Source organism: Amycolatopsis sp. CA-211722, from assembly GCF_056828465.1.
Map to the genome: position 1 here is coordinate 1,854,845 of NZ_CP184752.1, position 13,969 is coordinate 1,868,813.

The following is a 13,969-nucleotide window of genomic DNA, read 5'->3' on the forward strand; positions in this document are numbered from 1 at the left end:
CCTTCCCTCGGCTCAGCCGAGGGAAGGGGGCCTTCACGCGAGTCGCTACGGCTTCGGCAGGTAGGGACCGAACACCTTCTCCAGGTAGTCCGCCAGGTCGTGGAACGCGTCCTGGACGGGGTTGCCCGCGCTCGGCCGGAAGCGCAGCACCTGCGGGTCGTGGTCGCTCGCCTGCTTCGCGAACTCGGCGTTCAGGTGGACGACGTCGTAGTCGAGCCCGCGCGGCGCCTTCGACGCCAGGATGTGGTCCAGCACCTGCGACTGGCCCTCGAAAACGTAGCTGTACCGCTCGTTCTCGGGCAGCGACGCGATGAGGTCCTTCAGCGCGCCACCGGCGGTCAGCGTCTCGACGGCGGGCGAGAACGGGTAGTCGTTCAGGTCACCCGCCACGACGACGTTCGCGTTCTTGTCCGACGCGAGCAGCTTGTCGACGAAGCCACGGAGCACGGTCGCCTGCTTGGCCCGCTGCACCTCGGAACTCCGGACCGGCGGCTGGTTGCGGCCGTGGGTCGGCTGGTCGCCGCCCTTGGAGTTGAAGTGGTTCGCGATGACGAACACGGTGCGGCCCTTGAAGACGAACTCGCCGACCAGCGGTTTGCGGCTGGCTTCCCACGCCTCGTTCCCCGGCTCGACCCGTCCGGGCGAGACGGTCAGGTGGGTCTTGCCGCCCTCCTTCACCACACCGACCGGCGTGGTCGCGTCGCCGCCCTCGCGGTCCACAAAGGACACACGAGCCGGGTTGAACAGGAAGCCGACGCGGATGTTGCCGCCCGGCTGGCCGCCGTCCTTGCCGTTCTCCGGATCGATCTGACGCCACTCGTAGCGCGGGCCACCGGCGGCGACGATCGCGTCGACGAACTTCCGCAACGTCTGGTCGGCGGCGACGGTGCCGTCGTTCGTCGGCCCGTTGTTGTCCTGGATCTCTTCCAGGTTCAGGATGTCCGGCTTCGCCAGGTTGCCGACGACGGCCTTGGCCAGCTCGCCGAACTTCTCCGCACTGTCCACAGCGGACAGGTTTTCGACGTTGTAGGTCGCCACGGCGAGCTCACCGCTGCGCTGCGCGCGGGTGCTCTCGCGCTGCAGCCCGTTGTCCTTGGCGGCACCCAGCTTCGTGGCGAACAGCGTGTAGCCGCCGAAGTTGCTGTACTCGACCGGACCGGAGGTCTCGCCGGTGAGGACGTCCCCGGTGTTGACCTTCGGGAACGGCTGCTGGGCGAACGGGATCAGCGACGCGACCTTGAGCACGCCGGTGTTGAGCCGGTCGTAGTCCAGGTACACCGCGCCACCGCGGACGCTCGGGTTCTGCTTCGGTTTGGTGGTCACGTAAAGCTCGTTGAACGACGACGTCGGGCCGACGACGCGCGCGTCGGAGACACTGACGATCTCGCTCTCGTGCGTCTCCCAGAAGTCCAGCGAGTACTTCGCGGGCTCCAGCGGCAACGGCTCGATGCTGCCGCCCGGCGCGGGGGCCACGGTGTCCGGGACCGTCTCTGGCGAGACGACGGTCGGTGCGGGCAAAGCGTTCCCGCTCGACTGGACCGTCCACTGTGCACTCGTCAGCTCGGTGAGCGACTGGTACGGCGAGGTCGCGGGAGCGTCCGGGTAGAACTCGCGGACGGTGCCGCCGGCGGTCACCGCGTCGCCGACGGCCACGGCGGGCGTGGTCGAGCCGGTGAAGACGAACAGGCCCTCGCTGGTGCGCGGGTCGGCGTCGGGAGCGGTGTCGGTGAGCCAGAACCCGCGCGCCGAGCCGAAGCTCCGGATCGCGGTCACGACGCCGGTGACCCCGGCGACCTTCCGGTCCTTGAACGGCGAGATCCGGGTGGTGCCCTGGATGTCGTGGATCTTGGCGTCGACCGGCGGCGGCCCGGTCTCGCCCGGCGTCTCCCCCTTGGCGTTGGTCGGGGTGGGCGCGCCGGAGGTGAAGTCGGCGGCGTTGTCGTCGGTGTCCGCGAGCGTCGTCCCCCTGGCGACGGAGGCGGTGTTGGACGGCGCCGGCGCCGTGGCACCCTCGCGGATGACGGCGGCCGCACCGAAGCCGACCAGGTCCTTGATCCGGCTGTCGGCCGCGCAGTCGGCGGCGGTCTTGCAGGTCAGCGCCGTGGTGCCCTGGACGAGCGCGACGGTGCCCGCGGTCGCGGACAACGCCAGGGAGCCGGTGGCGTCCGGCGTCGGCAGCGCGACCGTGCCACCCGAACCCTTCGCCTGCGCGACGAGGTACCGCGCGCCCGGCGCGACACCGCCGGCCAGCGGCGTGACCTGCCAGCTGTTCCCCGACGCGGGCGCGTACTGGACGCTGAAGCCGTCGAGGCTCACGGCGGCCGTGCCGCGGTTGGCGAGTTCGATGAAGTCGTTGGTCAGCGTGGCACCCGAATTGCCGCCACCGCCGTAGACCTCGGCGATCACGGCGTCGGCACTGGGCGCGGCGAGCGCGGCCGGAGCGGTGATGCCGCTCACGACCAGGCCGGAGGCGACGGCCACGGTCAGGGCCCGTCTCCGGGCGGCACGTCGGGAAATGGTCACGCTGAGTCCCCTTTTCGCAAGATCGGTCGAGGCATACTCCCCCGAACAAGTGAAATGAGGAAGACGGGAAGACAACGATTCGTCACCGCTAGCCCGTTCGGACCCTCGCGTGAGAAGATCGGGCTCCGCCGCCTGCTACCTACCAGGAGGCGTTTTTCATGCGCGGACTGCTTTGCGCGATCGTCGCGGCCGGTCTCGTGATCCCGGTTCCTCCGGCGGCCGCCAAACCACCGGACAAGGTCGCGTTCGAGGTGATGACCCCGGCGAGCACGGTCGCGTCGCGCACTGACCGGCGGCCGAACGCGGGCGGGATCTTCGATCCGGTCGCGCGCAAGACCTTCGTCTCGTGGTCCGGCCAGGCCGCCGACACCTACGTCCAGGCCTACGACCACCGCACCGGTGTCTGGACGGCGCCGAAGAAGATCGCCGACGGCGAGTCCGATCCGCACAACTACCCGACGATGCTGCTGGCGGGCGACGGACATCTGCTGATCTTCCGCGGTATGCACAACAAGCGGACCGTGATCAGCCGCGCGCCGCTCGCGCATTCCCTGGACGGCACCTGGACCGCGATGGAGGTCCCCGAGGGCGCCGCGGCGAGCTACCCGATGCCGGTGAAGACCGTCGACGGCACGCTGTTCCTGTTCTACCGGGAGACCACGAAGGAACTGGATCCGGCGGCGAACTCCGACTTCCGCCCGATGAAGTACCTCGTTTCCCGCGACCACGGGAAGACGTGGCAGAACTCCGTGCGGCTGACCGGGAAGCCTTGGGCGTTCGGCTCACTGGGCCGGGCCGACCACATGGACGAGATCTACGTCGGGCAGCTGCGGTACCTGCCGTCGGCCGGGCGGATCCAGTTCGTCTACACGCTCGCGGGCGGCGGTCCCGCGCAGCACAAGCACGACGTCTACCACCGGAACGTCTACCACCTGTCGTTCGACGTCCGCACCCTGCGTTTCTTCTCCGCGGCCGGCCGCGACCTCGGCACCCAGGTCGACGACGCCGAGCAGGAGCGGTATCTCAAGGTCGTCGAAACGCCGCTCGAACTCCCCGGCGGGCTCAAGTCGCCGGACTACATCCTTCAGGTCGGCACCCAGCGCGACGGCAAACCGTTCGTCACCTGGTTCCAGTTCGACGCCGCGGGCTCGCCGCGCGATTTCGTGGGCGCGTGGAACGGCCGGAACTGGGAAGTGCGCGAAGTCGCGAACGGTCTCCGATTGCGCGAGATCGAACAGCTCAATGGCGGCACATGGCGCGTTTACGGAACGCGAGACGGTCGACCGGGCATCGAAACGTTCCTGCTCGGCAACGGTCGCGAGTGGCGCCCGGAAACCTTGATCACCACACCGAAACCGGTCCAGCGCGTCGAAGTGATCACCGGTTTCCGGGACCCGGCGCGCATTCTGGCGACCGGTGCGTCCAGTGCCCGTGACGTCTCCGTGGCCGACGGTGACATTTATGTCGCGGGAGCCCCGAGCAAATAGCCCATTGGTGTTCCACTGCCTTAAATGAACCTCAAGTCCGGGTACAACCGAGCATTTCCGGAGCTACCTTTGGCGACGTGAGCGAGGACACAAATCCTCGGCTCACGTCGCCGGAGGAGGTGTCCGATGAACTGGCTCGTCGTCGGTACGGCACTGGTTCTGCTGCTGAGCATCGCGCTGGCCGTCGACCTGCGCGACCGGGAACGCGGCGGACGTCCGGTGACCCCTTTCGGTGGAGCGCGGCTCGACGCCGTACTGCGCGAGGCCGACCTGAGCGAACGGCTTCTCGACGCTCACCGGGGAGGGTGAGCAGGGGGACTGGGGGCGCACCGCCGGTGCACGGGACCCGTCGGGGGAGGACGGAGCCCGTACACCGGCGGTGTGTCATTTCTCCTCGTGAGTGGCAAGGACGGTTCTAACCGTCCTTGCCACTCACGAGACTTTTGAACCGCAGGAAGGTCACAGCCGTATCACAGGGCGGAGGGGCCGGTTTCCCCCTGACTACGGAGGTATCGATGCGACGGCGACTGCCGATGGCACTGTTCGCGCTGGTCGTCTGGGTGCTCGCGGGCTGCTCGACGGCCACGGGCGCCGCCCCGGCGACACCGGGTGCCAACCAGGCCGACATCACGTTCTCCCAGCAGATGGTCCCGCACCACCAGCAGTCGATCCAGGTCGCGAATCTGGCCTCGGAACGGTCGGCCTCGGAGTTCGTGAAGGCCACCGCCGCCAAGATCGTCAAGGCCGAGTCGGCGGAGGTCCAGACCATGACCGGCTGGCTGCAATCCTGGAACGCGGCCGTCCTGCCCGCGGCGGGGCACGCCGGCCACGCGATGCCGGGGATGATCACCGAGGGGCAGGTCGCCTCGCTGCAGAACCTGTCCGGCGCCGAGTTCGACAAGGTGTGGCTACCGCTGATGGCCGAGCATCTGCGCAACGGCGTCGCGATGGCCAAGACCGTGCTGTCTTCGGGCGAGCACGCCGAGACGAAAGCGCTGGCACAGGAGATCGTCGAGAACCAGACGGCGGCGATCGACGAGATCACCGCGCAGCTTCCTTGACCCCCTGAAGACCCTCCAACGCCCTCCGGTATTGTTCTCGGCGGTGGCGTGTCCGAGCGGCCGAAGGAGCACGACTCGAAATCGTGTGACGGTTAATACCCGTCCGTGGGTTCAAATCCCACCGCCACCGCAGCGAAGAGCCGGTCTCCACGGAGACCGGCTCTTCTGCGTTCGCGGCTACTTGTTGAACTTGTCCTTGAGGTCCTGCACGCCGCCTTCCGCGCGGTCACGAAGGTCGTGCCCGGCCTCCTTGACCTCGCCCTTGGTCTGGTCGGCCCGGCCGGAGTTCGCGAGGTCGGAGTTGTCGGTCTTCTCGCCGAGCTTCTCCTTGGCGGCGCCGATGGCCTGTTCGGCCTTGTCCTTCGCCTTGTCGAAAACGCTCATGGCGGATGTTCCTCCTTCGACTGCGGCCACCGTCTGCGGCCGCCTGTCTCCGGGTTACCCGGGCCACGGGATCCGACACATCTGTCACCCGGTGCGGTTACCCCGTCGCCCGTGGAAGAACTCTTCGAGCAGGGCCGCGCATTCGGCCTCCAGCACGCCGCCGACGACCTCCGCGCGGTGGCTGAGCCGCCGGTCGCGGACGACGTCCCACAGCGACCCCACGGCCCCGGTCTTGGGCTCCCAGGCACCGAAGACGACCTTCGCTACCCGGGCCATCACGAGCGCGCCGGCGCACATCGTGCACGGCTCCAGCGTCACCGCGAGCGTGCAGCCCTCCAGCCGCCAGCCGTCGCCGTAGCTTTCGGACGCGGCCCGCAGCGCGAGGATCTCCGCGTGCGCCGTCGGGTCGCCGAGTTCTTCGCGGGCGTTGCGCGCGGAAGCGAGGGGGGTCCCGTCCGGCGACAGGACGACGGCGCCGATCGGCACGTCGTCGCCCTCACCTCGCGCCGCCGCGATCGCCGCCCGGACGGCGGCGATGTCGGCGGCGGAGGCGGCGGGGCTCAGATCTCGTCCAGGATCTTGGCGAACTCGGCGGCGAATCCGCACCGCTGCGCGACCATCTGGAGTTGTTCGTCCGGATAGAGGTCGACCTCTCCGACGATCACCTGCAGCTCGGCCCCCGGCAGTCCGAGATCGGACAGGATCTCCAGGTCGCCTTCCGGCCAGACCGCGTCGTCGTCCTCGTCCGGGGGGTCGACTCTCAGCACGTCGAGGACGTCGGCCGCGATGTCGTAGTCGAGCGCCGCGGCGGCGTCGGACAGCAACAGCGAAGGACCTCTCGGGCTCGGCCGGACGATCACGAAGAACTCGTCGTCGACCGCCAGCAGCCCGAACGCGGCACCCGTCGAACGCAGTTTCCCGAGCTCGGTGATCGCAGCGTCGAGCTCGGCGAGCGCCCCCGGATCAAGAGAGCTGCACCGCCACCGACCGTCCTCCCGCACCACGGCCACCGCGAACCCCGTGATCGGCTCTTGCACCGCCATGCGCACACCGTATTCGGCCCGCATTCGGAACGCACGCACGGTGCGCCCGAAGCGCCGCATGCGCCACTATCGAGACATGACCGGACCCACCGACCTGCCCACCCTCCCCGACGCCCGCTTCGCCGGATTGCTGGAGGAGGCCCGCGCGCTCCAGACGAAAACCGTAGAGCTCCGCCGGGAGATCCACCGGAATCCGGAGATCGGGCTCCACCTGCCGAAGACCCAGGCCTCGATCAAAGCGGCCCTCGACGGCCTGCCGCTCGAGATCATCGAGGGCAAATCGACCACCTCGCTGACCGCCGTGCTGCGCGGCGGGAAGCCGGGCCCGGCGATCCTGCTTCGCGGCGACATGGACGCGCTGCCGCTGCACGAGGACACCGGCCTCGACTTCGCCTCCGAGGACGACGGCGCGATGCACGCCTGCGGGCACGACACCCACGTCGCGATGCTGGCGTCGGCCGCGCGGCTGCTCAGCGAGCACGTCGACGAGCTGGCCGGTTCGGTGGTGTTCATGTTCCAGCCCGGCGAGGAGGGCGAGCACGGCGCGCGCCACATGATCCACGAGGGGGTGCTCGACGCCTCGGGCGAACGTGTCGAGAAGGCGTTCGGCCTGCACATCTTCACCCAGGTCGCGTCGGGCATCGTGCAGACGCGGCCGGGGCCGATCATGGCGTCGGCGAACAGCTTCCACGTCACCGTCACCGGCCGGGGCGGGCACGGTTCGGCGCCGCACCAGGCCATCGATCCGGTGCCGGCGGCGGCCGCGATGGTGAGCGCGCTGCAGACGATGGTGACCCGCAAGGTCAGCGTGTTCGAGCCCGCGGTGGTCTCGGTCACCCGGATCGAGGCGGGCACGACGACGAACATCATCCCCGAGACGGCGTTCCTGGAGGGCACGATCCGCACGCTGTCCGAGCGGACCCAGGCCTTCGTCCGCGAGGAACTGCCGAAGGTGTGCGAGGCGGTCGGCGCGGCGCACGGCGTCAAGGTGAGCGCGGAAGTCCTCCCCGGCTACCCGGTCACGGTGAACGACCCCCGGGTCGCGGCGCGGGTGCTGGACCTGGCGGCCGAGGTCCTCGGCGCCCGCAACTCCGAGGTCATGGAGAACCCGGTGATGGGCGCGGAAGACTTCTCCTACGTCCTGCAGCGTGTGCCGGGCGCCTTCGCGTTCCTCGGCGCCTGCCCGCCCGACGCCGATCTGGCCACGGTCGAGGCGAACCACTCGAACCGCGTGGTCTTCGACGAGGACGCGATGGCCAACGGTGTCGCACTGTACGCCGCCTTCGCGCTGGACGCCCTTCGCTAGCCGTTACACAACAGTGTCGATTTAATGGGTGCCATGAGCGATGACACCCTGGCCGTCCTGGCCGCGCAGGAGGAGCGCCTGGTCTTCCGCCGGTTCGACAACGAGACCGCGCTGGAACTGGGCGCTCACCTCCTCGCGGCGGCACGGGACCGCGCCCTCCCGGTGACGGTCTCCGTGCGCCGCGGCGGGCAGCGGCTGTTCCACGCGGCGTTGCCGGGCACCTCGGCCGACAACGACGCGTGGATCGACCGCAAGAGCCGCGTCGTCGACCGTTACGGCCACAGCTCGTTCCTCGTCGGCGAACACTTCCGCGCGAAGGGCACGACGTTCGAAGCCGCTTCCCGGCTCGACCTGGATCTCTACGCCGCGCACGGCGGCGTGTTCCCGGTGATCGTCGAGGGCGTGGGCCCGGTCGGCACGGTCGGTGTCTCGGGCCTGCCGCAGGCCGAGGACCACGCGTTCGTCGTCGAGCAACTGGAGATCTTCCTCGCCGGACCGTCCTGATCGGACTACCGGCCGAGACGCAAGGTGAGGAAGCCCGCGCCGGGCGAGAGATCCGCGTGGTCGACCCGGTAGCCGCCGAAAGCGGCTCCCTCGGCCTTGACCACGTCCATCGTGAACGACACCGCCCGGCCGTCCGGCGGCCGGGCGTAGGACATCGTCACGATCGCGCGCCCCGCCGAAGCGCAGGTCTCCCCGTGCGGGCATCGCTCGTCCAGCACCGCCAGATAGTCGAGGCGCAGGTCTTCGTCCGGAAGCACCGTCCAGCCGCCGAGGCGGAACGTGAACGCGTCGCCCACCTCCGGCGGGCCGCACGTGGCGTTCAGGAACACGAGCGCGAAACCGAACAACGCCAGTCTCGCCGGGGTCCCCAGGGCCCCGGCAAAGTCGATTGGTGCAGCTCGCGGTACTTGCTTGAGGAGTGTGGTCCGGGCTCGGTCGTGGTGTCCCCAATGTGGCATTGGAGACGCTGAGCGTCTCCAATGCCACATTGGGGACACCGAACGAACGCGCGCCTGGCGCCGCTGAACAGCGTGAGCACGACTTTGCCGGGACCCTGCCGGGGTCTCCCAGAGCCACCGTCTTCGCATGGCGGAAGTACGCGCGGGCAGGCCTCCCGGCTGCCTCGGACGATCGTCCCGGTTTCCGGGACAACCGTCCGATCGACGCTCTCGTGCTACCATTGGGCGTCACATCATATATCAGATAGGACATACCAGTGGCGTCCTCTTCGCGCTTCGACGAGCGGAAACGGCGGCTGGCCGGGGTCGTGGCCATCCCGGTGACCCCGTTCGACGCCGACGGCGCCGTGGATCCTGGCGCTTACGCGAACCTGGTGGACCGGGTGATCGAAGGCGGCGCCGGCGTCGTGACCCCGAACGGGAACACCGGCGAGTTCTACGCGCTGGACGAAGCCGAGGCCCGGCTCTGCCTCGAACTGACGGTCAAGGCGGCGGCCGGCCGGGCGAGCGTGGTCGCCGGAGTGGGGCACGACGTCCGGACGGCGATCGGCGCCGCGCGGCACGCCGCCGAGGCCGGCGCGGAGCTGATCATGATCCACCAACCCGTGCATCCGTACGTCTCGGCGGAGGGCTGGGTCGAGTACCACCGCGCCATCGCGGCGGCGGTCCCGGAGCTGGGTGTCGTGCCGTACGTGCGCGACGCGCGGATCGACGGCGAGCGGCTGGCCAGGCTCGCCGACGCCGCGGAGAACGTCATCGGGGTGAAGTACGCGGTGGCGGATCCGGTGCGGTTCGCGTCGGTGGCGCGGGACGCCGGGATCGATCGCTTCACGTGGATCGCCGGGCTGGCGGAGCTGTCGGCGCCGGGCTACTTCGCCGTCGGCGCGACCGGCTTCACGTCGGGCTTGGTGAACGTCGCGCCCTCGCTCTCGCTGGAGATGTTCCGCTCGCTGCGCGACGGCGACTTCCGCGGCGCGATGGCCTGCTGGGAACGCGTCCGGCCCTTCGAGGAGTTACGTGCCGCGGACGGCAACGCCAACAACGTCAGCGTGGTGAAGGAAGGGTTGGCACAGCTGGGTTTGTGCCGCGCCGACGTGCGTCCGCCGAGCCGCCCGCTGACCGGCGCGGAACGGGAGCGGGTCCGCGCGGCGCTGACGTTTCTCTGACCGTGTCCGCACCCACTGGGGCGGGTGCGGACACGGTGACAGGTCAGAGGTCGTGGCCATCGACGATCGCGGCGTGGCCCGGATGGGCGCCTCGGGGCGCGCTGGTGCGCGGCGGGCGGCTGCTCACCGGCGAGGCCGGTGGGACCATGAGCGCGAAGAACGATGTCTGGCCGGTGCTCCTGTCTCCGATCGATTCTCGCGACCGGACGGAACCGGGGGAAATTTCCCTCGATGTCTTCGACTGTACGCCAGATCGTGCTGCTTTGGTGAATTGCTTCCGCACCGCCGTCGTGCGACGCTGGAGGAAGACCACGGAGCGTCCGTGGCGTGTTGTGGTACCAGTGCCTCTTCTCGGCCGCACCAGCCCCCTTCGGTGTTGTGAACCCGTTGCTGGATTGCCCACTTTCACGAGAACCGGAACGGTGTGATCCACCATGACCTCCACCCAGACGCGGCAGGGCAGCGATTTCGCCGAACTGTCCAAATTGGTCAAAGACGCCGGCCTCCTCGACCGGCGCCGAAAGTTCTACGCGGTGAAGATCTCCTTGAACCTGCTCGCTTTCGCGGGCGGCTGGGTCGCCTTCGCGCACCTCGGCGACTCTTGGTGGCAGCTGTTCCTCGCCGCGTTCTTCGCGATGATGTTCACGCAGCTGTCCTTCATCGGGCACGACGCCGGACACAAGCAGATCTTCCGCGGCCGCAAGGCGAACGACGTCACCGGATTCGTCCACGGTGGACTGACCGGGCTGAGCTACGGCTGGTGGATCGGCACGCACACCCGTCACCACGCCAACCCCAACCACGAGGACGAGGATCCGGACGTCAACCTCGCCGCCCTCATCTTCACCAAGGCTCAGGGCACCGAACGGCGGGGTTTCCTGCGCTGGATGGCGAAATACCAGGCGTTCCTGTTCTTCCCGCTGCTGTTGCTGGAAGGCCTGAACCTGCACGTTTCGAGCGTGACGGCGATGTTCCAGCGCGGGTTCAAGCGGCGGAGGCTCGAAGCGGCGCTGATGCTGGCCCACGTCGCCGCGTACCTGACCGCGGTGTTCGTCGTCCTCTCGCCCGGTGTCGGTTTCGTCTTCATCGCCGTGCACCAGTGCCTGTGGGGCGTGTACATGGGCTGCTCGTTCGCCCCGAACCACAAGGGCATGCCGACGCTGTCGGCCGGGCACAAGCTCGACTTCCTGCGCAAGCAGGTGCTCACCTCGCGAAACGTGCGCGGCGGCCCGGTGGTCGACTTCGCGCTCGGCGGGCTCAACTACCAGATCGAGCACCACCTCTTCCCCAGCATGGCGCGGCCGAACCTCAAGCACGCGCAGGTGATCGTGCGGGAGTTCTGCGGGAAGCACGGCATCGACTACGCGCAGTGCGGCTGGGCGGCGTCGTACGGCTACGTGCTCCGGCATCTGCACGAGGTCGGGGCGCCGCTGCGTGCTCAACCGGTGGGTGTCCGATGACCTCCTCCGTCCGCTCTCTCGGCGACGTCGTGACCGAGCCCGCCGCTTCTGAACGCCGACACCGTCCCCGTCTCCCGCTACGAGATCCGGGTGGACACCGTGAAGAAGATCGTCAACGAACACACCGACCTCGACAACGAGAAGGCGTTCGCGCTGGCCGTACACATGGTGCGGGCGCTCGACACCGTGCCGGAGCCTGTCCGCTAGGCGGTGTCCTTCTTGCCGCCTGGGTGGGCGGGGGCCGGAGCGTGTCGCGAAAGCCACTTTCGCGACCTCTGATGTCCCGAAAGTGGCTTTCGCGACACCCTGGGTGCGGAGACCGCCGGCACGCCCCCGAGGTCAGCGCCCACGAGGTGTGGCCGGGGTTACTCACGCGTTAACAAGGCGTCAGCGAGACCTCGCGAAGCGTCAGGGAGACGTTGCCGGAACGGCCGGGCCGGGTCGATCGGAGTTGTGCTGAGGAGGCACTGACCGATCGACGCGGAGGTAACCGTGACGCTCAGCGAGCTCCTGCCCAGCCTCGGCTGCGAGGCCGCCGACCACCTCGAACCCGGGATCTGGCCACGGAGCACCCGGCTCGGGCCCGGCGGGGAACTGCTGTTCGCCGGCGTGCCGGTGTCCCACCTCGCCGCGAGGTTCGGGACACCCGCGTACCTGCTCGACGAGGACGAAGTCCGTCAGAACGCCCGCGCGTACCGGAAGGCACTGCCCGACGCCGAGGTCGCGTACGCGAGCAAGGCGCTGTGCACCCGCGCGGTGCTGCGCTGGGTCGCCGAGGAGGGGCTTTCCCTCGACACCTGCTCGGCGGGCGAGATCGCGGTGGCGCGGTCGGTCGGCTTCCCCGCCGAGCGGATCCTGCTGCACGGCAACGCGAAAACCCCCGAAGACCTCAAGGCGGCGTTGTCCTACGGCGTCCGCCGGATCGTGGTGGACTCGCTCGACGAGATCGAGCAGCTCGGCGCGCTGGCCACCGGCGCGCAGGAGGTGCTGATCCGCGTGACCCCCGACGTCGCGGCGGGCACGCACGCGGCGATCACCACCGGCACCGAAGGACAGAAGTTCGGCTTCTCGTTACGCGAGGAGGTTCGCGACAACCTCGGCCGGGCCGTCTCCGCGGTGCTCGCGCAGCCCGGGCTCCGGCTGGCCGGGCTGCACTGCCACATCGGCTCGCAGGTGTCGCGGGTCGATTTCTACGAACAGGCCGCCCGCAAGATGATCGGCGTGCTCGTCTCGCTCCGCCGGACCCACGGTGTCACCCTGCGCGAACTCGATCTCGGCGGCGGCCACGCCGTGCGCTACCTCCCCGGCGACCCGGGGTTCGACATCGACGGCTATGTGCGCCGCCTGCGGGTCGCGCTCGCCTACGAATGCTCCTCGCACGGCTTCCCCCTGCCGAAGCTGACGATCGAACCGGGCCGCGCCATCGTCGGACCCGCGGGGATCACCGTCTACCGGGTCTGCGCGGTGAAACGCGGTTCGCGCACTTTCGTCGCCGTCGACGGCGGGATGAGCGACAACGCGCGGCCGGCGCTCTATGGCGCGGCGTACACCGCTCGCCTGATCGGCAGGCGCAGCCGTGCGGCCAGGCGGCCGATGACGGTGGTCGGACGGCACTGCGAATCGGGTGACGTCCTCGCCGACGGGCTCTCGCTCCCCGACGACCTCCACCCCGGCGACCTGCTCGCCGTCCCATGCACCGGGGCATACCACCACTCGCTCGCGTCGAATTACAACCTCGTCGGCAGGCCGCCGGTGGTCGGCGTTTCCCGAGGTACGGCGACCCTGCTCGTCCGCCGCGAAACCGAGGAGGACCTGCTCGAACGCGACCTCGGCTGAGGCGCCGTCCGGATTCCTCGGCACCCGGCCTGTCGCGCGACAGAATCCTTTGCCCGAAGGGGCAAGGAAAGAGAATCGCGACAAACAACTTAACGGCGGTAGCATTCTGGACATTGATCGATACGCTGCGCGACAAGAATCGCATGCCGAAACAAAGGGAGGGACGGCATGGGTGACGAACCACGCGCGCAGATGGAGCAGCGCACACCTAGAGGTTTGGACAATACCGATCGCACTCTGATCGCTCTACTGCAAGTAGACGGGCGGGCCTCGTTCACGGCCTTGGCCAAGGCCGTCGGACTGTCGGAGGGTGCCGTGCGGCAGCGCGTCCAGCGGCTGCTGCGAGACGAGACGATGCAGATCGTCGCGGTCACGGATCCGGCGAACGTCGGGCTCGGCCGTCAGGCGATGGTCGGGATCAGGGTCCAGGGCGATCCGCGGGCGGTCTCCGACCAGCTCTCCGGACTGCCGGACGTCCACTACGTCGTGCTGACCGCGGGAGGCTACGACCTGCTCGCCGAGGTCGCCTGCCGGGACGACGAACACCTCTTGAGTGTGCTGAACGACGACATCCGGCCCATCCCGGGGGTCGTCAGCACGGAGACCTTGGTCTACCTGAAACTCGCGAAACAGACGTACGCCTGGGGCAACCTGACCCGATGACGGCACGCCTCGTGCCATGAACGGGACGTTCCTTGCGAATTTCGCAAGGAACGTCCCGTTCATGGCGCTCGCGGGAGG

15 protein-coding genes and 1 tRNA gene are annotated in these 13,969 nt (G+C 69.0%); 11 read left to right on the top strand and 5 right to left on the bottom strand.

Translation table 11 applies throughout. The annotated features are described in order from the left end of the window. Window positions 1-45: 45 nt before the first annotated feature. Window positions 46-2,523 carry an endonuclease/exonuclease/phosphatase family protein gene (locus ACOCEP_RS09130; protein WP_482336856.1) on the bottom strand — a complete coding sequence of 826 codons (2,478 nt, stop codon included), beginning with the start codon at window positions 2,521-2,523 and terminating at the stop codon, window positions 46-48. A 158-nt stretch (window positions 2,524-2,681) separates the two neighbouring features. Here ACOCEP_RS09130 and ACOCEP_RS09135 point away from each other — a divergent pair, with 158 nt between their 5' ends. The 4 genes from ACOCEP_RS09135 (at window position 2,682) to ACOCEP_RS09150 (ending at window position 5,201) form a co-directional block, all read left to right on the top strand. After that, window positions 2,682-4,010 carry a BNR-4 repeat-containing protein gene (locus tag ACOCEP_RS09135; RefSeq protein ID WP_482336857.1) on the top strand — a complete coding sequence of 443 codons (1,329 nt, stop codon included), beginning with the start codon at window positions 2,682-2,684 and terminating at the stop codon, window positions 4,008-4,010. Window positions 4,011-4,136: 126 nt separating this feature from the next. Beyond that, window positions 4,137-4,319 carry a hypothetical protein gene (locus ACOCEP_RS09140; protein ID WP_482336858.1) on the top strand — a complete coding sequence of 61 codons (183 nt, stop codon included), beginning with the start codon at window positions 4,137-4,139 and terminating at the stop codon, window positions 4,317-4,319. Between the two features lie 206 nt (window positions 4,320-4,525). Further along, on the top strand, window positions 4,526-5,071 hold the full coding sequence (locus ACOCEP_RS09145) for a DUF305 domain-containing protein (protein WP_482336859.1): 546 nt from the start codon (window positions 4,526-4,528) through the stop codon (window positions 5,069-5,071). Window positions 5,072-5,113: 42 nt separating this feature from the next. Beyond that, window positions 5,114-5,201, top strand: a tRNA-Ser gene (locus ACOCEP_RS09150). 47 nt (window positions 5,202-5,248) lie between these two features. Here the strand turns inward: ACOCEP_RS09150 and ACOCEP_RS09155 are convergent. The 3 genes from ACOCEP_RS09155 to ACOCEP_RS09165 form a co-directional block, all read right to left on the bottom strand. Further along, window positions 5,249-5,455: a CsbD family protein gene (locus ACOCEP_RS09155; protein WP_482336860.1), complete on the bottom strand. Its 207-nt coding sequence runs from the start codon at window positions 5,453-5,455 to the stop codon at window positions 5,249-5,251. Window positions 5,456-5,539: 84 nt separating this feature from the next. Beyond that, window positions 5,540-5,992: a nucleoside deaminase gene (locus ACOCEP_RS09160; RefSeq protein WP_482339657.1), complete on the bottom strand. Its 453-nt coding sequence runs from the start codon at window positions 5,990-5,992 to the stop codon at window positions 5,540-5,542. A 23-nt stretch (window positions 5,993-6,015) separates the two neighbouring features. Then, entirely contained in the window at window positions 6,016-6,498 is a 483-nt protein-coding gene (locus ACOCEP_RS09165) for a tRNA adenosine deaminase-associated protein (protein WP_482336861.1), read from the bottom strand. Window positions 6,499-6,574: 76 nt separating this feature from the next. Between ACOCEP_RS09165 and ACOCEP_RS09170 the strand changes: the two genes are divergently transcribed. Beyond that, window positions 6,575-7,804, top strand: coding sequence for a M20 metallopeptidase family protein (locus ACOCEP_RS09170; protein ID WP_482336862.1), 1,230 nt, complete (start codon window positions 6,575-6,577; stop codon window positions 7,802-7,804). Between the two features lie 33 nt (window positions 7,805-7,837). After that, window positions 7,838-8,308, top strand: a complete 471-nt coding sequence (locus tag ACOCEP_RS09175) for a heme-degrading domain-containing protein (protein ID WP_482336863.1) — start codon at window positions 7,838-7,840, stop codon at window positions 8,306-8,308. Between the two features lie 5 nt (window positions 8,309-8,313). Here the strand turns inward: ACOCEP_RS09175 and ACOCEP_RS09180 are convergent, their stop codons facing one another. Then, on the bottom strand, window positions 8,314-8,655 hold the full coding sequence (locus tag ACOCEP_RS09180) for a hypothetical protein (protein WP_482336864.1): 342 nt from the start codon (window positions 8,653-8,655) through the stop codon (window positions 8,314-8,316). A 368-nt stretch (window positions 8,656-9,023) separates the two neighbouring features. Here ACOCEP_RS09180 and ACOCEP_RS09185 point away from each other — a divergent pair, with 368 nt between their 5' ends. The 5 genes from ACOCEP_RS09185 to ACOCEP_RS09205 all read left to right on the top strand — a co-directional run bounded on the left by ACOCEP_RS09185 (window position 9,024) and on the right by ACOCEP_RS09205 (window position 13,891). Then, complete coding sequence (locus tag ACOCEP_RS09185; protein WP_482336865.1) at window positions 9,024-9,932, top strand: dihydrodipicolinate synthase family protein; 909 nt, start codon at window positions 9,024-9,026, stop codon at window positions 9,930-9,932. A 434-nt stretch (window positions 9,933-10,366) separates the two neighbouring features. Beyond that, window positions 10,367-11,392, top strand: a complete 1,026-nt coding sequence (locus ACOCEP_RS09190) for a fatty acid desaturase family protein (protein ID WP_482336866.1) — start codon at window positions 10,367-10,369, stop codon at window positions 11,390-11,392. A gap of 84 nt (window positions 11,393-11,476) precedes the next feature. Further along, a complete protein-coding gene (locus ACOCEP_RS09195) occupies window positions 11,477-11,599 on the top strand; it encodes a DUF6307 family protein (protein WP_482339658.1) in 123 nt (40 codons plus the stop codon). Between the two features lie 285 nt (window positions 11,600-11,884). Beyond that, window positions 11,885-13,228 (top strand): diaminopimelate decarboxylase, encoded by a 1,344-nt coding sequence (gene lysA / locus ACOCEP_RS09200; protein WP_482336867.1) that lies wholly within the window; start codon window positions 11,885-11,887, stop codon window positions 13,226-13,228. A gap of 168 nt (window positions 13,229-13,396) precedes the next feature. Beyond that, on the top strand, window positions 13,397-13,891 hold the full coding sequence (locus tag ACOCEP_RS09205) for an Lrp/AsnC family transcriptional regulator (protein ID WP_005167158.1): 495 nt from the start codon (window positions 13,397-13,399) through the stop codon (window positions 13,889-13,891). The last annotated feature ends 78 nt before the right edge of the window (window positions 13,892-13,969 follow it).